This is a genomic window from Ferruginibacter profundus, assembly GCF_054783275.1.
This window is the reverse complement of sequence record NZ_BAAGQW010000001.1, coordinates 830,549-850,587: the sequence shown is the minus strand read 5'-3', so window position 1 is coordinate 850,587 and position 20,039 is coordinate 830,549. Positions and strand designations below refer to the sequence as shown.

General features: G+C 39.9%; 18 protein-coding genes. 10 read left to right on the top strand and 8 right to left on the bottom strand.

Annotated features, from left to right (window positions below; translation table 11 throughout):
• Positions 1–51 precede the first annotated feature (51 nt).
• On the bottom strand, positions 52–1,377 hold the full coding sequence (locus tag ACYVM0_RS03405; RefSeq protein WP_460552477.1) for a DEAD/DEAH box helicase: 1,326 nt from the start codon (positions 1,375–1,377) through the stop codon (positions 52–54).
• Positions 1,378–1,471: 94 nt separating this feature from the next.
• On the opposite strand from ACYVM0_RS03405, the gene ACYVM0_RS03400 reads away from it, so the two are divergent.
• Positions 1,472–2,074 carry a Crp/Fnr family transcriptional regulator gene (locus ACYVM0_RS03400; RefSeq protein ID WP_460552474.1) on the top strand — a complete coding sequence of 201 codons (603 nt, stop codon included), beginning with the start codon at positions 1,472–1,474 and terminating at the stop codon, positions 2,072–2,074.
• A gap of 255 nt (positions 2,075–2,329) precedes the next feature.
• Positions 2,330–3,085 carry an SDR family oxidoreductase gene (locus ACYVM0_RS03395; protein ID WP_460552471.1) on the top strand — a complete coding sequence of 252 codons (756 nt, stop codon included), beginning with the start codon at positions 2,330–2,332 and terminating at the stop codon, positions 3,083–3,085.
• Positions 3,086–3,307: 222 nt separating this feature from the next.
• Here ACYVM0_RS03395 and ACYVM0_RS03390 read toward each other — a convergent pair whose 3' ends face one another.
• Positions 3,308–3,736: a helix-turn-helix domain-containing protein gene (locus tag ACYVM0_RS03390; RefSeq protein ID WP_460552468.1), complete on the bottom strand. Its 429-nt coding sequence runs from the start codon at positions 3,734–3,736 to the stop codon at positions 3,308–3,310.
• Between the two features lie 439 nt (positions 3,737–4,175).
• Between ACYVM0_RS03390 and ACYVM0_RS03385 the strand changes: the two genes are divergently transcribed.
• From ACYVM0_RS03385 to ACYVM0_RS03375, 3 genes are all read left to right on the top strand, one after another.
• Positions 4,176–4,460 (top strand): hypothetical protein, encoded by a 285-nt coding sequence (locus ACYVM0_RS03385; protein WP_460552465.1) that lies wholly within the window; start codon positions 4,176–4,178, stop codon positions 4,458–4,460.
• Between the two features lie 378 nt (positions 4,461–4,838).
• Positions 4,839–5,339 carry a hypothetical protein gene (locus ACYVM0_RS03380; RefSeq protein WP_460552462.1) on the top strand — a complete coding sequence of 167 codons (501 nt, stop codon included), beginning with the start codon at positions 4,839–4,841 and terminating at the stop codon, positions 5,337–5,339.
• Complete coding sequence (locus ACYVM0_RS03375) at positions 5,332–5,490, top strand: hypothetical protein (protein ID WP_460552459.1); 159 nt, start codon at positions 5,332–5,334, stop codon at positions 5,488–5,490. Before ACYVM0_RS03380 ends, ACYVM0_RS03375 begins: the two co-directional genes overlap by 8 nt.
• Positions 5,491–6,045: 555 nt before the next feature.
• Here ACYVM0_RS03375 and ACYVM0_RS03370 read toward each other — a convergent pair.
• Complete coding sequence (locus tag ACYVM0_RS03370; protein ID WP_460552456.1) at positions 6,046–6,537, bottom strand: hypothetical protein; 492 nt, start codon at positions 6,535–6,537, stop codon at positions 6,046–6,048.
• A 94-nt stretch (positions 6,538–6,631) separates the two neighbouring features.
• On the opposite strand from ACYVM0_RS03370, the gene ACYVM0_RS03365 reads away from it, so the two are divergent.
• The 3 genes from ACYVM0_RS03365 (at position 6,632) to ACYVM0_RS03355 (ending at position 10,139) form a co-directional block, all read left to right on the top strand.
• On the top strand, positions 6,632–7,492 hold the full coding sequence (locus ACYVM0_RS03365; RefSeq protein WP_460552453.1) for a S1 family peptidase: 861 nt from the start codon (positions 6,632–6,634) through the stop codon (positions 7,490–7,492).
• Positions 7,493–8,966: 1,474 nt separating this feature from the next.
• On the top strand, positions 8,967–9,197 hold the full coding sequence (locus ACYVM0_RS03360; RefSeq protein WP_460552450.1) for a hypothetical protein: 231 nt from the start codon (positions 8,967–8,969) through the stop codon (positions 9,195–9,197).
• A 690-nt stretch (positions 9,198–9,887) separates the two neighbouring features.
• Positions 9,888–10,139, top strand: coding sequence for a hypothetical protein (locus ACYVM0_RS03355; RefSeq protein ID WP_460552447.1), 252 nt, complete (start codon positions 9,888–9,890; stop codon positions 10,137–10,139).
• 22 nt (positions 10,140–10,161) lie between these two features.
• On the opposite strand, the gene ACYVM0_RS03350 is transcribed toward ACYVM0_RS03355, so the two are convergent.
• On the bottom strand, positions 10,162–11,439 hold the full coding sequence (locus ACYVM0_RS03350) for a hypothetical protein (protein ID WP_460552444.1): 1,278 nt from the start codon (positions 11,437–11,439) through the stop codon (positions 10,162–10,164).
• Positions 11,440–14,070, bottom strand: coding sequence for a DNA gyrase subunit A (gene gyrA / locus ACYVM0_RS03345; protein WP_460552441.1), 2,631 nt, complete (start codon positions 14,068–14,070; stop codon positions 11,440–11,442). It lies immediately after the preceding gene.
• A gap of 293 nt (positions 14,071–14,363) precedes the next feature.
• Between gyrA and ACYVM0_RS03340 the strand changes: the two genes are divergently transcribed.
• Positions 14,364–15,704: a saccharopine dehydrogenase family gene (locus ACYVM0_RS03340; RefSeq protein WP_460552438.1), complete on the top strand. Its 1,341-nt coding sequence runs from the start codon at positions 14,364–14,366 to the stop codon at positions 15,702–15,704.
• On the opposite strand, the gene ACYVM0_RS03335 is transcribed toward ACYVM0_RS03340, so the two are convergent.
• The 3 genes from ACYVM0_RS03335 to ACYVM0_RS03325 form a co-directional block, all read right to left on the bottom strand.
• Complete coding sequence (locus ACYVM0_RS03335; protein ID WP_460552435.1) at positions 15,694–16,392, bottom strand: SIR2 family NAD-dependent protein deacylase; 699 nt, start codon at positions 16,390–16,392, stop codon at positions 15,694–15,696. The genes ACYVM0_RS03340 and ACYVM0_RS03335 overlap by 11 nt on opposite strands.
• Positions 16,393–16,513: 121 nt before the next feature.
• On the bottom strand, positions 16,514–18,025 hold the full coding sequence (locus tag ACYVM0_RS03330; protein WP_460552432.1) for a vWA domain-containing protein: 1,512 nt from the start codon (positions 18,023–18,025) through the stop codon (positions 16,514–16,516).
• A 258-nt stretch (positions 18,026–18,283) separates the two neighbouring features.
• Entirely contained in the window at positions 18,284–18,691 is a 408-nt protein-coding gene (locus tag ACYVM0_RS03325) for an EVE domain-containing protein (RefSeq protein ID WP_460552429.1), read from the bottom strand.
• Between the two features lie 200 nt (positions 18,692–18,891).
• Between ACYVM0_RS03325 and porV the strand changes: the two genes are divergently transcribed.
• Positions 18,892–20,019 carry a type IX secretion system outer membrane channel protein PorV gene (gene porV, locus ACYVM0_RS03320; RefSeq protein WP_460552426.1) on the top strand — a complete coding sequence of 376 codons (1,128 nt, stop codon included), beginning with the start codon at positions 18,892–18,894 and terminating at the stop codon, positions 20,017–20,019.
• Positions 20,020–20,039: the final 20 nt, after the last annotated feature.

Genomic DNA, 20,039 nt, shown 5'->3' with positions numbered 1-20,039 from the left:
TAATCAGCGAAGCTGAGTAAAAAAAATTGTAAAAAGGTAAAAGGCCACCACCTACTTCGCCACATCAATCTTTACCTTCTTATTCTTTATCTTTTCGTCTTTTATCAGCCGCAGCGTATCGCTCACTTTTATTTTTTTGATGGCCACAAAAGAAAAGAAATCCTTCACTTCAATCAGGCCGATATCCTCCTTTTTCAACTGCCCCTTGTGCGATAAAAAGCCTACAATATCGATCTTGTTCACCTTATCTTTTTTGCCGGCGGCAATAAACAGGGTGCTCCATTTGGGCTTTTCGGGCAATTCATAATCGCCGTTTAACGCCTGTGCAGTAGCATTTTGGGTAATATATTCAGGCAGCACTTCTTCCTCTGAATAAATAACATAAGTGGTACCGCTGGCTTCCATACGGGCAGTACGGCCATTGCGGTGCGTAAAGATATCTTCTGAGGTGGGCAGGTGGTAATGCACAATATTCCTGATGTTGGGAATGTCTAACCCACGGGAGGCTAAATCAGTGGTTACTAATATACTAGACGTGCCATTTCTAAATTTACATAAAGCAGCATCACGTTCCTGTTGTTCCATTCCGCCGTGGTAAAATACCGATACAATCCCCCTGTCGCTTAGGATATTGCTCGTTCTTTCCACCGAGGTACGGTGGTTACAAAAAATAATGGTAGAGCGGTTACCCAAAAAGCAGATCAGCTTAAACAAGGTATCAGCCTTGTCCTTATCTTCAGAAAACACCGTCTTTATCTCCAGGCCAATGGCATTTTCAATCACCAGGTCAAGATAATCCAGCTTTAAAGGTTCTCGTAAACCAATAAAATCCGGCACAACAACTGACTGTGTAGCAGAGGTTAATATACGTTTGTTGATATTTTTTAACGAGCTGATGATAAACTCCATTTCTTCCTGGAAACCCAGTTCAAGTGATTTATCAAACTCATCCAGTATTAATGTGGTAATCAGTTCGGTAGAAAAATTATTCCTGCGTAAATGATCGGCAATACGGCCCGGTGTGCCTATAATTACTGCCGGCGCCTGCACCAGGTTGGTTTCTTCAATCTCACGTTTATGGCCGCCATAGCAAAGCGTTACCTTATAGCCGGTCTGCATTTTACGAAACACATCATCAATCTGTATGGCCAGTTCACGGCTGGGCACAATGATCATGGCCTGAACGCCCTTGCTGTCTTTTTGTAACAACTGCACCAGTGGCAATAAAAACGCCAGGGTTTTACCCGAGCCCGTTATCGACAATAAAATCACATCCTCGTTTTCTTTTGCCGCCAGCGATGCCAGCTGCATTTCGTTAAGCTTGTCAATATTTAAATTGGCAAGCATTCTTTTAAGTTCTGTTGTATCTGTTTGCATTTGCGCAAATGTAGGTTTTGTATCTCAAACTGCATATATTCATTCGTGCGGCAGGCTTCTTAATATAGCCTGTTTTGTGCTACTTTAGCGTATTATGTCTGCAAATTTGCACCCGCTGCTACAACATATCCACAAAATTACGGCCAGCCGGCAAATAGGGGAAGAAGCTGTTTTGCCGTTTTTTAAAACCTGCCTCTTTAAGAAAAAAGACATTTTGCAGCAGGAGGAAAAACCTTGCCTGCACTACTTTTTTGTGGTAAAGGGTTGCCTCCGGCTCTATTTTACCGACGATAGCGGTACGGAACAAACGCTGCAGTTTGCCTTGGAAAACTGGTGGATGACAGACCTGGACGCTTTTCGTGCCGGGCGGCGATCGGTATACACTATACAGGCGCTTGAACCTGCCGAAGTACTGGTAATAGATGCTGAAAACTATGCCTTGCTGCTGCAGCAACAGCCGCTGATGGAAAAATATTTCCGCCTGGTATACGAGCGGGCCTATGCCGCATCACTGCTTCGTGTACAGATGATATCAAGAATGCCCAAAAACGAATTCTACCAATTATTTGAAGCAAAATATCCCGACTTTCTGCAGCGCATTCCGCAAAAAATACTGGCTTCATTTTTAGGGTTTACGCCGGAATACCTGAGCGAATTGCGTAAAAAAAGAATTGAAAAAAAATTATCATCACCTTAAAACTACAGCATCATATTCAAGAAATATGGGCAGGGCATAAGGTGCCGGCAGATGAGATGACAAGTTTCTTTACAACAAGAACCGTAAAAAAAGCCAGGCTGCTGTTAAACGAAACGGAGCCTTGCCGCAACCAGCGATACCTTTCCCGAAGCTGTACAGGCTATCAAAGCCGCATACATTTCTTAAACCAGCTTAAGTTTTACCGGTAGCACGCTTTTCATCTTTGCAATATCAAATCACTTAAAAACTAAAAAGATGAAAATAGTAGTAATCGGCGGTACCGGCCTTATTGGTAGCCAGTTAGTAGCACAATTACAACAAACCGGCAACCAGGTAATTGCTGCTTCACCCAATACCGGTGTAAATACACTTACAGGCGAGGGGTTAGCAGCAGTATTGCAGGGGGCAAATGTGGTGGTGGATGTATCCAACTCGCCATCTTTTGAAACCACGGCAGTAATGCACTTCTTTAAAACTTCTAACGAAAACCTGCTGGCGGCAGAAAAAACAGCAGGTGTACAGCATCATATTGCCTTATCGGTTGTAGGCACACAGAAATTACAGGCCAGCGGCTATTTCAGGGCCAAGCAGGTGCAGGAAGACCTCATTAAAGCCTCAGGCATTCCTTACACTATTGTACATGCCACCCAGTTTTTTGAATTTGCCGGCGGCATTCTGCAAATGAGTATGGTTGACGGAAAAGTGCTGTTGCCCGACGCCAATATACAGCCCATAGCCAGTAAAGATGTGGCGGCATTTATGGCGCAGACCGCACTGGCAAAACCTGCCAATACCATCCTTGAAATTGGCGGACCCGAAAAATTCAATATCACTGCCTGGATAAAACAATATGCACTGGCCACCCATAAAAATCTGGACATAGTTGCTGATGCCGGGGCTTTATATTCCGGTGCGCCGCTTGATACCGATACATTACTACCCGAATCTGCCGTGTACTTAAGCCAGATAAAATATGGCAACTGGATTCAAATAACAGAAAATCAACGGTAATAGCATCTTTTGTTGAATTATTTATGGAGATACAAAAAAGACCGGCGTGTTATAAATACGCCGGTCATTTTCAATTGCATTATGTTAAGTAATTAACCTTGATAATAAATTGATTATGAAATTTACCTGCTGTTTTTGTTGAAGTGTTAAACCTTGCCGGGCACGGTAAATATTGCTCCACAATACCGGCAGAAAGGACGTAAAAAACCTTAACAGACCCGGTTACACTTTGTCCACTAATTTCTCCAGCTTTGCCATCATGTCTTCCTTTTCCTTCAGCATACGCTCATACAGTGCAATCTTTTCTTCGTGCAGCTGAATAAGTTTTTCTAATGGATTAACATTGAAAGTAGCAGTATGGCCGGTATTTAAAAATGAACCTTCATTAAAGGTATTCGCAATAACATTTACAGCCTTTTCCTCATCAAAATTCTGGAAGGCTTCTACGGGTATTTTAAGCACAGCCGAAATCTGTTGCAGCAGGGCAGCGTCAATGCTTTGTTTTTGCTCCAGCAGCGATATCTTTTTCTGGTTCCAGTCCTGGCCAAGGTTGGCAGCAAGGGCTTCTTGTTTTATACCCATCATTTCACGAAAGCGCTTTACGTTATGGCCTTCATGTACTTTACTTTGGGTGTTTGCATCTGGTGTCATATAGGGCAAATGTAAATTTTTTAGTTATCTAAAATACAAATTTATCTGCAATAAATGCAGGTATTTGTGCAGCTGTAAACGGTTAATATTACCGGTTGTAAAGGCAACCCGGCCGGTGGCGTGTACGTCTTACAGGTAGGCCCTTAACTATCACAGATCCACAGCAGCCGGCCGCAGGCAAAAGCCGGTACCATCCTTCGCCATCCTTCGCTGCAGATTCCACCATCCTTCGCTTACCACTTATGCATCCTTCGCTTACAAGCGCACCCAACCATACCAGCCATCCCATACACCTATATTACCCATCCATTACCCCCTTATATATGCGGCAGCAAAAACACCCGCTTGCAACTGCCGGGCAGGGCGCAATGCAAACCCGGCTGCCGGGTGCAACGCTTTGGCAACCGGCTGCATCTTACCCTTATAAAGCCATATTTTTTTGAAAACAGACAGTTTACTTTTAAGGGGCATCCGCGGCAAACTAGGCGAGATAGTGGTAAAACATTACGGTAAAAAAGTGGTGGTTACCAAGGCGCCCGATATGAGCAATATACAACCCACAGCAGCCCAGCAACTGCAGCGCAGCCGTTTTGCCCGTGCAGTGGCCCATGCCAGGCATGTAAACAATACCCCCGAACTGCGGCAGGCCTATGTAGACAAAGCCAAAAAAAGCATGTCCGTTTACCAGTACGTACTTAAAGAATACCTCAAAAACAATAAGTAATTCTCAACACCGGTTGGTTTTGTTTGCCCAAAAATGCTGCTGCCTGGTATCTGTAGTAACACAGTATTTTTTTAAACTTTCACACGCTAAAGCCGATAATATTCCCGGCGTAATAAAATTAAAAACAGCGCAGCATTTTTTTTGCAGCGTTGTATCGGGGCAACGCAAATGGCAATAAGCATGTTATTGCGCTGTAAAGCCTGAGGCTGTATTTGCAGCTAAAAGCTTGTAAACCAGCTGAGGTTGATTATTTAAACTTACTATTCTTACCTATAATTAATATTATGTTAAATAGCCCCTACGGGTAAAACAAAATAAATTGCACCCTACGCCACCCTATAGCGAAGATTATGTTTTATGATTATGTATATTTGAAATATGAGAGAACGTATTTGGTATACCCTAACTGATGCAAAATATAATTCAGAATACACCTGCTTGTTAGCCTCATTTAATAGGTCTTTTCTTAAATGGTACAACGTATGTATATTAGTTTTTTCTACATCAGGGATGTTTGGATGGAAAATTTTTAATAATTACGCTGAAGTAATTTGTGGTATTGTCGCAGTATTATCATTGATTAAATTAATAGAACAATATATAATACCAAATGATGCCCTTATACAGAAAATGGATAAGGTAACAGCTTTTTATAGTTCTATGGTTTTAGAAATGGAAAGCATTTGGTTTAAATTATATACTGGAAAAATAACAGAGCATGAGGCATTTGAATTAACCCAAGAGCAACATAGAAAAGAATTAGAAATAAATGCAATAATAAACGAGATACATAAAAACGTTCATAAAAAAATTGCGTTAAAAGCACAAGGAATTTCAAACGATTTTTTTAATAAAATATATAATACTAGTTATGCCTGAAGAAAAAAATCCACCAAGCAGACCGCAAACACCAAATCCGCCATCAATTCCAGAAAAAGGCAATGGGTACTTTGAAAAAGGCAATACATTGCCGGTGTATCAAACACCGCCACCGCCTCCACCGCCTCCACCGCCCGCAAATAAAGATTAAAATTATTTAGGCATTGGTGGTGGTGTTTGGTATTTAGGCAAGCCTACGGCTCGCTTATTGCAATTAACGCAAGTGTTATTATCATGCCTACCCCAAACATGATATCCAAAAAAACATTTGATTTTTACAAGTAAAAATTTCACCGTAATTTTATTACGATGAAAGGAGAATTAAGACTATTTCATCAAATGAATAATGAGGCACTTACGATGCCTCTTTTTTATTTAAAAACAAATAGGTTCGCCTTTGGCAAACCCTGTCCTTATGTTACTTGTTCTTTGCGCTTGAGGCGCAACACTCCGTGGGCTTCGCAATTCATTTTGTTTTACTTGCCCTCCATTCCCGTTTTTTATTTTTGTAAACAAAAATAAAAAACGGGAAACACAGCCCCGAGCTAAGTAACATAATATACAGCTATAGAGCTTGCGTGTTAGTACCGTAATCGGCGGTTTGAATTCAGAAAATAAAATGCGCTCACGCCACATCAGAGCGAAGATTGTGTTAGAGATAGATGAATATTTTGTAGAAATAAATGAGAGCATAATACTGCCGCCATTAAATAGTCTTACTTCGTAAAATAGGTTCATTTTTGTCTCTTTCAATAGCACTATCTCTTATTGGTGAATTTATAGTTTTTAAGTGAGTACACATTAATTCGACTCCTCTTACAAGTTCATCTATAAAAAAATCTACGTTTATTATTACTTTAATACTCCCATCAGGGTTTAAAACTTTTGCATGAGGTTTAATAAATGTCTTGTCATAGCTTAAAGCATATTTTTCATTTGAAGTATACCCATGAATTATATTATTACGACATCTATTATAAAGGTCAAGCCTTTTATAATTTGACATATAATTGGTTATAAACTTCTCCCATCTTTCGTTATTTGCGTTGATATTATAACACAGCGCCCCTAAAGTATCTATGCAGCATACACATAAGATAAATGCAGAAATCTTTCTGCTTCTATTATGCTCAATATCGCTTATTGCATAATTTATCCCTTGTATAATTTCTTCTATTTGCTTATCCTCAACTGTCATATTGCTAATATACAACCCCTATGCTGTAAATTCAAAATTGCATATATTATGTTTTGTTGGTAGGTGTTTGTATATTCGGTAAAAACTATACTGTATGAGATACTATCTATTAATCTGTTTTTTTATTTTTTCAAATGTTTCTTTTGCTCAAAATGATTTTAGCCAGGATTGGCTAAAATGTATTGTAGAATTACAAAAACCAGATTCCGCAGGAACTTTAAAAACTCATGGGACTGGATTTTGTATATATAACTATAGTGGCGGAGGTTTTACCTATTTAGTCACCTGCGCACATGTATTGAGAAATCCATTTATTTATGTCAGAATACCAGCCTCTGATTCAGCAACTGTTAAATTGGGTAAAACCAAAACAGATTTATCAGTCAAAGGACGAAAATGGGTATATGATGGATTTTCTTTCACGACTAAACTTGACCTAATTAAAAACAAAAATTTTGTGGTAGATGACTCTTTAGATATAGGAGTAATCAAGTTGTCATTTTATGATATGTTAATTACGCTAAATAAGGATACGACAAAATTAATTAGTTTTACTAGTATAGGTAACTCTAGAATAAGGAAAAAGGCAGATGTTGAGGTTGGTACTAATATTTATTTTGTAGGTTTCCCGCTTGGTATTGGAAGTGCATCTGGATATTATGGCGCAAAATTATTTTCAGATGTTAAAATAAATCCATTAGTCAGAAGTGGTATTGTCGCATGGAAGTCAGAAGAGATTAATACATTTTTAGTTGACGGGGTGTCCTACAGCGGAAATTCAGGAAGCCCCATTTTTACACAAGGTGATTTATTTGGTAAATACCAACCCTCTTTAATAGGTATTGTTTTAGGTCATTTAAGTGACCCAACAGTTACCGGAGTTGATATAAATCAGGGTTTAGTAAGATGTTTATGGATTGATGATATTTTAAAATTAAAGGACAATCTAAAATAGTTATTTTATTATAATGCCATAACATATTTGCTCCCCCACCTTTCCAACGCTACAACCAACGCAAGCCGCCAACGCACATGGGAAAAGTTTTCTGGAAAAACTTAACTTTTCCCCCTTCCCACAGGTTAACCTACGTTAACATAATATTGGAGTTATAAAAATTAATTTAATTCTATTATAACTGCCGCTATCGCTTTTTGTGCCAGCCACCTCAGAGCGAGGATTATGAACGAGATTATGTATCTTGAATGATGGGAGATTTTTATCTTAGCGACTTATTTATCTACTTGGGAAAATGCGTTTTGTTATTTTTTGCAATTATTATAATTGCAAATATTATTATTAAGAAAATAAAGAAATCAAGGAAACAGTGAGCTTCGCTCCTTTTAGTTACTAAAAACTATGTTTTTAGACTATGTTTACTTTACGCAAGGATAATACACATTTGTGGTACATTTTGTGCATATTTTTGAACCAAATCCAATAAAATCAGGTCTTTACTAAAAAATAGCTAAATTTTGCTTTGCAATTCCATCGGTATTGCGTTGTAAATTTGTACGTACAAATATTTTTGAAATAAACTTTTTATTCCGAATAATTATTGTAAACAAAATGAATACTAACAAGACCATAATAAACGTAAATACAAAGGTTATTGATTTCATCAAAAAGGAAATTGCCGACAAAAAAGAAAGGCATATAAAAATGATGCAAACAGTAAACCCACAGGTTATACAGACGCTTAAATCTATGAAAAAGATTGGCGGCTAAAAATGCCGTAAGATATGCATTTGCCCCTATCAGTGATGATGGGGCATTTTTATTTGTAACTGATGATGGCTGCTACTATACTATATAATTATCAAACAAGCATCAGAAATTCAATGACCATGAATTGCTTTTTAATGATGGAGAGGCTTTTGAGCTTTCAATAGACAGGCAGTGCGACGTTCCAATATAGAGTCAAAAGGAGATACATCTACATTTTTTTACGTTTGTGATACCACAGACGGAGACGGTAGTTTAAGAGCAAGAAAGTTTAATATGTGGTATCTGGCAATTAAAAAAGGGTTGCCTCTTTTAGAAAAATACAACTTCATATTACCAGGATTTGATAGAGAGAAATTTGATGTATCGCTGTTAATATTCAGCAATCATCCTAAGAAGGAAGAGTATATCGAGGAATTTTACAATAAGCTAAATAATGATTTTGGTAAAGTATAGCGATAAATCTCCAGCCGGTTTTTAATACGCTTAATTTAGCTGGAGCTTTATATGGGTTAGCTATGTTAGCTGTACCTGTTACAATTGGTGTGCTTATAATTAAAGCAAGAAGAAAGTATAAAAGAAAATAAGTCACCTGGCTCCCGTTACCCGCCTGCGGCCCGGTATGTATGAGTTTGATCAATACGTTTATGATGCCCGTCATAATTAGTTATTGCAGTAACAACTACTTTACAGCAAAGCTGCCTGTATGAAAAAGTACTTCTTTGCTATAAGGGATAATAAAATAGATTACCTGGATAACGGCACAAGTATCCCTGTAATGGAATATATGAACTACCACAACCCGGCGGGTAAGGAAATTCTTAAATACAAAATAATCAATGGCGAAGTGTCTGACATTATCTGTGAGGCAGATTATGTATCCACCGCAATCGGGGCGATTGAAAAATTTCTTCTTTTACAGCATGTTTGCAGGTAAGCCTTGCCGCCTGGTTTTCTGTAATGGAAAGATCATTGTAAAAAATAGCCCTGCTGCATTTTATTGTTGTATAAAACAATGTTATCTGAATTATCTTTTTTTATATTTTATTCTACACTCATTCTACAGGTTTTCATATCTAAAAACTATATATTTGATTTTGTCAGTGGGTATCCGCAGACAACAGTCTGAGATAAGGCTCGTGGGGTTGGCTTTTAGCCAGCCCTTTTTTATGCCGGCCATGTGCCGCTGTTTACATTAGTTATTTAATAGTTAACCGTTTTTAGCAGGTTGTTTAATATGCTAACTTGCTGTTCTGCTATCCCTATTTTTATAGGGGGATAGTTTTTTCTCATATTAGTTTAGCGGGCAACCCGGGAAAGGTTGCCCTTTTTTTATGTACCTGAGTGTGAATTATGTAAATAATTTGTGTTTTAATACAACATCTCCAATAAACATACCGGTATTTTTATACCGGTTTTTTCATGAGAAATTTGGAATAAACTAAGCTACCGGGGGCCGGATCTTCATCCCTTCCCCCTCTTATTTTTTACTTTTCACTTGGGTTTACTTTTTATATGGTGATGGGTAATTTATTTGTTAAAACCCTCATATTCAATAAAGAAACTTCTCCTTTTTTTAAATTTTATCCTTATTTTTAACAAACCCCTAAAGTTCAAGCCTTAAACCATGGAATTTTACAATTTTGCAGACGCAAATTACCTGTTGGCGTATTATACCGATAAGCTTATTGGTAAACCTATTTCTCATAAAACAGAAGCAGTGATCACTCACCTGGAAATTGACGATTGGGCAAATGGCAATTACCGGCTGATGGCAAAGTGCAGTTTAAAAACAGAACGTGATGTGTGTGAGGTTGCCAAATACCACGATATAGTGTATCCTTCCCATGTATTAAAAGAACGGCCACGGGTATTGTAAATAATTTAAGCACAGGTATTTTTTATTTGCCGGCACGCTTTTGTAAAGCGGCATACTTCTTCATTTCCTTTGGCATCCCCAGTATTTTGTAATTAGTTAGCAGCAGGGCCAGCGCCTCTTTATACATTTTTTTATCTTTTACGGCAGGCTGCTGGTTCACCAGCTCTTGCAAATAAATATTGGATTGCTTTAAGTTATTGGCTGCAGCAGTTTTTTTGCCCGCCTTTTCATTATCCACGGCCTGGTTAATATAAAACTTACCCAGCAAAAGTTTTGCTTCGGCAACGGTGTCGGCAGTTTTGTAAAACCTTACCAGTTCACTATACAAAGTATCCTTCAGCCTTTTTGCAGTTACAATTCCCCAGTTATGATCCCTGGCATCAATAAAAGGCGGGTTCTTTTCAGGGCTTGTATATAAGTAATTGTACAGGTCTTTAATTAAAAGCAGGCGGTTCACGGGCTTACCGTAATGGGCATTCGTACTAAACAGCTTATAGTATTGCACTATCATGGCTACAATATCATTTTTATCGCGGTAGTAATCAATAAGATTGAGCATATAATAATCTGACGACGGGTATAGCAACTCCATTGTACCATAATATTTATGCATTCCTTCATCATCTTTTTTTAAGCGTAAATGATACAGGAACCATTTATACACCGGCTCACCATCACCGTAAGGATAGCCGGAAATATGCTGGTCGGCCATTTTTTTGGCAAAATACATAGCGTCATCTTCCTTGCCGGCAGCTATGGCGGCCTTGGCCGAGTACAACAGGTTACGCACATCCGGGCTTTCTACCCAAATATGTGCGGCAATAAATTGCATTACAGCAGCGGCTTTTTTAAACCGGGTTAAAGCTGCGGCATAGCTGGCCTTATCATTACGTTCGGCGCCGGCATTAAAATAGGCCACAGCTTCGTCGTTGTAGCCATTGTATAGTTCAAAAGCCAGTTTGTAATTGTCAGCACTCAACTCCTTTTCGGTGTAGGGTTTATTTAATTGCATGGCTTTCTGCAAAGCCTGCAAAGCATCCATGCGGCCGTCGGCCACCAGGTCTTTCAAAAAAAGATCGCTGGTAATGGCATTGTATACCTGCGCTTTCAGCAACCAGGCTTCGGCACTGCTGCTGTTCTGCTGCAGAAAACTATCTACCGATTCCTTTGCTGCCACCAGGCTGTTCTGCTTAAAAAGCTGCCGGGCATAGGCGGGCTCCTGGGCTTTCAGCCAGGGTATTAAAAACAAAAAGCCAATACTTACAAGTATTGACTTTTTATATCCGGTAAATTTGTTCATTTACTGATTATCAGTTGATTCTGTTGTATTATCTTCTGGCGTTTCGGGTATATCTGCAGCGGTATCAGGTGCTATTCCTTCTGCAGCCACATCAGTAATTTCGCCTTCAATCGCTCCTTCTGTTTCTTCTTCCTTTTCGTCCAGTTGGGTAATAGCTGCAATGGCATCATCTTCATCCACCCTTATCAGTTTTACCCCCTGTGTTGCCCTGCCCTGTTCGCTTACGCTGGCCACGCTCATGCGTATGGTAACGCCGCTTACACAGGTGATCATCAGGTCTTCTTTTTCAGTCACGTCCAGCAATCCCACCAGTCCGCCGGTCTTTGGTGTTACATTAATCGTCTTCACCCCTTTACCCCCACGGTTGGTGATCCTGTAATTGGCTTCGCCGGTTTCTGCATCGTCTAACGGCGTACGTTTGCCATAGCCTTTTTCGCTTACCACCAAAATGGTTTTGCTCTTATCCTCACGGTTTACACAAACCAGCCCAACCACTTCGTCGTTTTCATCATCTACTTCAATGCCCGCTACACCAATACCGCCGCGGCCTGTGCTGCGTACTTTCTCTTCGGGGAAACGAATGGCACGGCCGCTTTTTACAGCCATCATTATTTCGCAATTACCATCGGTTAACCTTGCTGCCAGTAACTGGTCGCCTTCTAAAATATTTATAGCGTTAATACCGCTCTGGCGTGGACGACTGAAGTCTTCCAGGTCGGTCTTTTTGATGATACCCTTTTTGGTACACAAAACTATATAGTGGCTCTTCAGGTATTCTTCGTCTTTAAAATCCTTAACATCAATAATGGCTCTTACCTTATCATCCGGCGGAATCTGTACCAGGTTTTGTATTGCCCTTCCCTTGCTGGTTTTATCGCCTTCAGGAATCTGGTATACCGGCAACCAGAAGCATTTTCCTTTTTCGGTAAAGAATAATAAAGTGTGGTGCGTACTGGCTACAAAAAGATGTTCAATATAATCTTCCTGCCTGGTACTGCTGCCTTTGGCGCCACGGCCGCCGCGGCGCTGCTGACGGTATTCGGTAGCCGAAGTTCTTTTGATATACCCCAGGTGAGAAATGGTAACCACCACATCTTCTTCTTCAATAAGATCCAGCATGCTGATCTCATCATCCAGGTAAGTGATCTCGGTACGGCGTTCGTCGCCATATTTTTCTTTTATCTCTGCCAGCTCATCTTTAATGATCTGGAAGCGTAAACTTTCGGTTGCTAAAATCTCTTTCAACCTTTCAATCAGCTTCATAATTTCAGCATGCTCTTCACGTATCTTATCAATCTCCATACCGGTAAGGCGTTGTAAACGCAGTTCCAGTACGGCTTTGGCCTGAATTTCACTCATACCAAAATTACCCATCAGTCCTTCCTGTGCAATATTGGGGGTAGATGATTCCCTGATGAGTTTGATCACTGCATCCAGGTTATCCAAAGCAATGATATAGCCTTCTAAAATATGTGCTCTTTCTTCAGCCTTACGTAGTTCGTATCTCGTTCTGCGGATAACCACTTCATGCCTGAACTCGATGAATTCTCTTATCAGGTCTTTAAGGTTGAGGATCTTTGGCCTTCCTTTTACAATGGCTACGTTGTTGATACCGTAAGACGTCTGCAGGTCGGTTTGTTTGTACAGCTGGTTGATGACCACCTGTGCCACCACATCTTTTTTCAGTTCCACTACTACCCTTGTACCTTCCTTATTACTCTCGTTATTAACATCGCTGATGCCTTCAATTAATTTTTCGTTGATCAGTTCGCCTATCTTGGAGGTAAGCTGATCCCTGTTTACCTGGTAAGGTGTTTCGTAAATAACGATCTTTTCCCTTCCGTTTTTACCGGTTTCAACATTTACCCTTCCTCTCAGTACCACCCTGCCGCGGCCGGTGTGTAAAGCAGCTTTTACACCTTCAAAACCATAAATGATACCACCGGTTGGAAAATCGGGGCCTTTTACGTGTTTGGTAAGGTCGTCAATAGAAATTTCTTTATCATCAATATAGGCCACACAGGCATCAATTACCTCACTTAAATTATGGGGCATCATGTTGGTAGCCATACCTACGGCAATACCGCTGGCACCGTTTACCAGTAATTGCGGAATTCTTGTAGGCAGTACGGTGGGTTCTTTCAGCGAATCATCAAAGTTCAGCTGAAAATCCACGGTTTCTTTTTCAATATCATCCAGCATGGCTTCGGCCAGCTTTTGCATACGCACCTCGGTATAACGCATAGCAGCCGGCGGATCTCCATCCTGGCTACCAAAGTTTCCCTGCCCGTCAACCAGTGTGTAGCGCATATTCCATTCCTGCGCCATACGCACCATGGTATCATAAATAGAAGCATCACCGTGTGGGTGATACTTACCCATTACCTCACCCACAATACGGGCCGATTTTTTATAAGGCTTGTTGCTGTAGTTACCCAGTTCGCTCATACCATATAAAACACGGCGGTGAACGGGTTTAAATCCATCTCTTACATCCGGCAGGGCCCGGCCAACAATTACACTCATGCTGTAATCGATGTAAGAAGTCTTCATTTGTTCCTCAATATTTACCGGTATAATTTTGCCCCGGTTGTTGAGGTTTCCGTCTTTTAATTCTTCGTTATTTTCCATATAATTTTTGTCCTGTTTCTTAGTTGGCGAAAGTAACGATTTTCAGGCGTTTTTCCGCCTAAAAAACGGGGTTTTACCGGCTTAGTTTTACACATTTATTTACGGGCTGTGGACAAGATTAAGGATAGTACTTTATTAACCCGAATTGTGTAATTTTGTAAACGTTCAGGCTTAAAATCCCGTTGTGGTTTTACAAATAAAAAAATGGCGAGGTGGCAAACACTTTATTTAAAAAGAATGCGTTTATTATTGACCCTGCACTAGCTGATGCTATGCTTAAATAAATTTTACCCTTGAAAACTCTACTACTCTTTGGTGCCGGCAAATCAGCCACTGTTTTAATCGACTATTTATTACAACAGGCACCATCCGGCAACTGGAAAATTATTATTGCAGATGCAGATAAAAACCAGGTGCTGGCCAAAACCAATAATTCGCCTTTGGCAGAAGCCGTGCAGATTGATATAACCAAAGGGGAGCAAAGAGCCGAACTGGTACAAAGAGCCGATATTGTAATTTCCATGATGCCGCCTGCCCTGCATTTTTTAGTGGCGCAGGATTGTGTGACCTACAGCAAAAATCTACTGACAGCCTCTTACGTAGACGATCAGATCCGGAATCTGCAATCCGAAATCGATAATAAGGGTATCCTTTTTCTTTGCGAAATGGGATTAGACCCCGGCATTGACCACATGAGTGCCATGAAGATGATTGATGCCATAAAATCAAAAGGCGGGGCGATAAGTTCTTTTAAAAGCCATTGCGGTGGTTTAATTGCACCGGTGAGTGATAACAATCCCTGGCATTATAAGATCAGCTGGAACCCACGTAATATTATTTTAGCCGGAAGCGCAGGAGCCGTGTATAAAGAGAACGGGGAAATAATTGAAGAAGAATATCAAACAGTTTTTGAAAATTGCGAACTGGTAGCCTTTCCGGAATTAGGTACACTGGCCTGGTACCCTAACAGGGATTCGTTAAGCTACATGCCTACCTATACATTAGAAAATGCGGAAACTTTTATAAGAACCACCTTACGTTATCCTGCATTTTGCCGTGGCTGGGATTATATTGTAAACCTTGGTTTAACAGATACTGAAGACTATGATAATATTATGGATTGCGAAACCTTTGCAGATTGGCTGGAGAGGAAATTGTATTTAGTGGAAGACAGCGAAATGACACTGGAGGAGTATGTGGACCTGTATGTGCATGAAGATTACCACCAGGAAATTTTAAGCCAGTTTAATTTTTTAGGGCTTAACTCTAACAACAAATTACCCAAAGCGGCACAATGCTCTGCCGATATTTTACAGTTTGTGGCCGAAAGCAAACTGGCCATGCAGCCGCAGGATAAAGATATGATTGTGATGTTGCACGAGATAGAGTATCAAATGCAAGCTACAAAGTATAAAGTACAGAGTTGGTTGCGTGTAGAGGGCACAGATAGTTTACGAACAGCGATGGCTAAAACAGTAGGCCTGCCATTGGGTATTGCCGCAAAACTGATATTAAACGGTACCATAACGCTTACCGGTTTACAAATACCCACTGCAAAAGAAATTTATGAGCCGGTGTTGAAGGAACTGGAACTGATGGATATTAAATTTACTGAGACTGTGACTAATTTGTAGTGAGCAATAATTTCCTCAACTCCTCCACCCCTTCTGTGGCAGGCTTTTCAATTAAATGAAGATTTGGATAATTACTGACCGAAGGTATTTTTTTATCGACGATAAACTTGGGTAAAAACGGCGGTGCATAATGCAATAAAGATGCAGCCGGGTAAACCTGTAACGATGTACCCACCACTACAAAATAATCGCAGTTGTGTAATAATGCAGCGGCTTCTTCCATCATGGGTACGGCTTCTTCAAACCACACAATATTGGGGCGAAGCTGAAAACCGTCCGGTGCCAGGTCGCCCACATTGATATCATTTCTTATTTCATAAATGGTACTTACATCTGCCACGCTACGCATTTGAAAAATTTGCCCGTGCAGGTGCAATACGTTGGTACTGCCGCCACGTTCGTGCAGGTCATCAATATTTTGTGTGATGATAGTAACGTTAAAATCTTTTTCTAATTCGGCTAATCCTTTGTGTGCGGCATTAGGCTGTGCTGCTGCCACATCCCTTCTTCTTTCGTTATAAAAATTTAATACCAGTTGCGGATCTTTTTTAAATGCCCGGGGTGTGGCTACATCTTCCACATTATAGCCCATCCATAAGCCATCACTATCACGAAAAGTTTTTAAACCACTTTCGGCGCTGATGCCTGCGCCGGAAAGTACTACGATATGTTTTTTGGATGTTGCCACAGACGAAATAAATTTTCACAAATTTAATTTGTCTGACTCATTATCGTTGGTTTTTGGCTACTTTAATTTTTTATCTGTGCAATAAAATTGTTTTGAAAATAATGGCAGGCAATCGTTGGGTTTATTTTTTTGCTACAGGCAATGCTGCTGCTGTTTCCGCAAGATTAATGAATTCGGCGCGGTAACCATTTACATCTTTTCCTTTTGCATTTGTTGCCAATGCAATCACGTCTTCGTAACTGGTATTTTGTTTATAGGCAGAATTGCGCAATAACATTCCAAATGAAGCCACGGCAGCAGAAAAACGAAAATTATCTGAAGATTTTTCCAAGCTTATATTTTCATCCAATACAGGTTGAACAATTAATTTACTTTCATTGCCGTCTGGTTTTTTATACCGCAGTTTGATAGTAAGCATTTCGTTGGTAAAATCATTGTTGGTTACGGGAGTGGTTTGGTATTTCAGTGCATCTGCCTTGCCGGTAAATTCATCATTCACTCCTACAGGAATTATTTCATACAATGCCGTTACGGTATGGCCGGCCCCCAATTCACCGGCATCTTTTTTATCATCATTAAAGTCTTCTTTTTGCAGCATCCTGTTTTCGTAACCGATCAGGCGATAGGATTGTACTTTTGCCGGATTAAATTCTACCTGTATCTTAACATCTTTTGCAATGGTAAATAAAGTGCTGCCAAATTCTTTTACCAAAACTTTTTTGGCTTCAGCCAGGTTATCAATATAAGCATGATTACCATTTCCCTTATCTGCCAGTTGCTGCATTTTATTATCCTGGTAATTGCCGGTACCAAATCCCAGCACGGTTAAAAAGATATTGCTCTTTCTTTCTTCTTCAATTAAATTCACCAGCTCATCATCGCTGCTGGTGCCTACATTAAAATCTCCATCGGTAGCTAATATCACCCTGTTATTGCCATTTGCAGAAAAATTTTCCTTTGCAATTTTATAAGCCAGCTTGATGCCTGCTGCACCAGCTGTAGCACCACCAGCCTGCAAGTTATCGATCGCTTCTTTAATTTTTGTTTTGTTGTAGCCTGAAGTGGAAGGCAATACCAAACCTGCAGCACCTGCATAAACAACAATCGCTACTTTATCGTTTTCCCTTAACTGATCTGTTAATAATTTCATTGACGATTGTACTAAGGGCAATTTATCGGGTTGATCCATAGAGCCGGAAACATCCACTAAAAAAACAAGATTGGCAGGGGGTAATTTTTCAGTAGCTATTTCTTTTCCCTTTAAACCAATATGTACTAACCGGTGTTTTTCATTCCATGGGCAGGCTGCTATTTCTGTATGTACTGCAAAGGGATCATCATTTTGCGGGGGCGTATAATCATAATCAAAATAGTTGATCATTTCTTCCAGTCGTACAGCGCCTTTGGGAGGCAAGGTACCATTTTGAATAAAGCGCCGCACATTACTGTAAGCAGCTTCATCTACATCAATTGAAAATGTGGAAAGCGGATTTTGACTGGCAGCTAAAAAATTATTCTCTACAATATTGCCGTATTGTTCGGTGTTGAATTGTTCTTCATCATTTACTTTACCAATTTCAGAAACTCCTGCTGAATCAGCTATAGAATTAATTGTTCTGCTTAATTTTTCCATCTCAGGTGATCCGGATCTCTGATAAGCCTGGTGACATGAGGCCAGTACAAGCAATAGGATTACACCCTTGTAAAAAGGTCTTACATTAATAAACATAAAAATTGATTTTTTGAATTAAGAATAGAATACAGGATGCATCCATTTCATAATGCTGAAATCAATTAATAAGTAACCCAACTAAAATGTTAAAACGAAAAAGCGCCACAGATTACACAGATTTGCAGCGTCCATATTCCCCCTTCAGGGGGTTAGGGGGCATTACTCGCCGGCCAGCTTCATTACGATCGCCCACTCTTCGGGCTTAACTGTTTGCACACTCAACCTGCCTAATCTTACAAGGTCCATAGTAGCAAGTAGTTTTTCTTTTTTTATAATGTCGAGCGGAACAGGTTTCTTTAATTTTTTTACCGGTTTCAGATCCACGGCCACCCATCTGTCATCATCAGTTGTCGGGTCCTGGTAAGCTTCCCTGATCACTTTAGCGATGCCTACAATTTCCACCCCTTCATTGCTATGATAGTATAATACTTCATCTCCTTTTTTCATGGCCCTTAAATTAATACGGGCTGCATAATTGCGTACACCACTCCAGAAAGTTTGTTTGTCTGTTACAAACTGGTCCCAGCTGTAAACGGAAGGTTCTGATTTTACTAACCAATAGGCCATGAGAAAGAATTAATAATTAAGTAATGAATAGTGAATAATAAAAACAAAATTATAGATAATAATGATAGTGTTTTCATTCCTGTATAATTATTTAAACAGGTGGTTTGTAAAAAAGTTAAAACCATTTAACAACATTCCCCGTAAGTAACCCATGAAACAACCTGTTTCACTTTCCGAAAAAAATAAAAACACTACGACACATGATTTCAAAATTCACTAAAATCATTCTTCCGGTTTTACTGCTGCTGATGTTTGGAGAAGCATCCCTTGCACAATCCGGGAAAGAAAATCCCATTACCACCGCGGTACCTTTTTTAAGACTGGCAGCTGATGCCCGTACCGGCGGCATGGGTGATGTTGGGGTGGCAACAAGCCCCGATGTTAATTCGATGTTTTACAATGGCAGTAAAACTGTATTCAATGATGCCAAATACGGTGTAGGCCTCAATTACACCCCCTGGCTGAGTGAGCTGGATGTAAAAAACCTGTACCAGATCTCCTTATCCGGTTTTTATAAACTGAATGAGAAAGAAGCGATCAGTTTTGGCTTTCGCAATTTCAGTTTAGGCACATTTACTTTAACCGATAATATCGGCCAGGAAGTGAGTACCTACAAACCACAGGACCTTGCCCTGGAAGCAGGTTATTCAAGAAAACTATCGGATAAATTAGGTGTAGGCCTTTCTTTAAGGTACATCAACAGCAAACTGGCCAACAGTTCTGTAAACAGTAATTATAAATCGGGCAGTGCCGTGGCAGCCGATCTTTCTGCTTTTTACATGAATAAGAAAGGCTGGAATTTTGGTGCAGCATTAACTAACCTGGGCAGTAAAATAAATTATGGCGGCACAGACAGTTATATACCTGCTAACCTTGCACTGGGTGCGGCGTACAATAAAAAAATTGATGACGATAATAAAATTTCTTTTGCGCTAGACCTGAATAAATTGATGGTCCCCACTCCTCCCGATCCTTCTGATCCTGCTAAAGTAATGGCCTATGAAAATAAAGGCGTAGTGGGCAGCTGGTTCAGTTCATTTGGCGATGCACCGGGTGGCTTTAGCGAAGAGATCAAAGAATTTCAACTGGGCCTTGGTACTGAATATACTTACCACGATCAATTTAGTGTACGTGCAGGATATTTTACCGAGAATAAATTAAAAGGCAACAGGAATTATTTTACAGTAGGCGCCGGCGTAATGTACAAAGTAGCAGGATTAAATTTTTCTTACCTGGTACCAACAGGCAATAATACCAACAATAATGCTTTAAAAAATACCATACGCCTTTCGCTGCTATTTGATTTTAACGCTCCTTCAACTAAATAATTACAACTAAAATTTACAAA

Excerpts from the sequence above, each read along its gene's own strand:
- ACYVM0_RS03405 (WP_460552477.1), bottom strand. The coding sequence starts at position 1,377 with ATGCAAACAGATACAACAGAACTTAAAAGAATGCTTGCCAATTTAAAT.
- ACYVM0_RS03400 (WP_460552474.1), top strand. The coding sequence starts at position 1,472 with ATGTCTGCAAATTTGCACCCGCTGCTACAACATATCCACAAAATTACG.
- ACYVM0_RS03395 (WP_460552471.1), top strand. The coding sequence starts at position 2,330 with ATGAAAATAGTAGTAATCGGCGGTACCGGCCTTATTGGTAGCCAGTTA.
- ACYVM0_RS03390 (WP_460552468.1), bottom strand. The coding sequence starts at position 3,736 with ATGACACCAGATGCAAACACCCAAAGTAAAGTACATGAAGGCCATAAC.
- ACYVM0_RS03380 (WP_460552462.1), top strand. The coding sequence starts at position 4,839 with ATGAGAGAACGTATTTGGTATACCCTAACTGATGCAAAATATAATTCA.
- ACYVM0_RS03375 (WP_460552459.1), top strand. The coding sequence starts at position 5,332 with ATGCCTGAAGAAAAAAATCCACCAAGCAGACCGCAAACACCAAATCCG.
- ACYVM0_RS03370 (WP_460552456.1), bottom strand. The coding sequence starts at position 6,537 with ATGACAGTTGAGGATAAGCAAATAGAAGAAATTATACAAGGGATAAAT.
- ACYVM0_RS03365 (WP_460552453.1), top strand. The coding sequence starts at position 6,632 with ATGAGATACTATCTATTAATCTGTTTTTTTATTTTTTCAAATGTTTCT.
- ACYVM0_RS03360 (WP_460552450.1), top strand. The coding sequence starts at position 8,967 with ATGAAAAAGTACTTCTTTGCTATAAGGGATAATAAAATAGATTACCTG.
- ACYVM0_RS03355 (WP_460552447.1), top strand. The coding sequence starts at position 9,888 with ATGGAATTTTACAATTTTGCAGACGCAAATTACCTGTTGGCGTATTAT.
- ACYVM0_RS03350 (WP_460552444.1), bottom strand. The coding sequence starts at position 11,439 with ATGAACAAATTTACCGGATATAAAAAGTCAATACTTGTAAGTATTGGC.
- gyrA (WP_460552441.1), bottom strand. The coding sequence starts at position 14,070 with ATGGAAAATAACGAAGAATTAAAAGACGGAAACCTCAACAACCGGGGC.
- ACYVM0_RS03330 (WP_460552432.1), bottom strand. The coding sequence starts at position 18,025 with ATGGAAAAATTAAGCAGAACAATTAATTCTATAGCTGATTCAGCAGGA.
- ACYVM0_RS03325 (WP_460552429.1), bottom strand. The coding sequence starts at position 18,691 with ATGGCCTATTGGTTAGTAAAATCAGAACCTTCCGTTTACAGCTGGGAC.
- porV (WP_460552426.1), top strand. The coding sequence starts at position 18,892 with ATGATTTCAAAATTCACTAAAATCATTCTTCCGGTTTTACTGCTGCTG.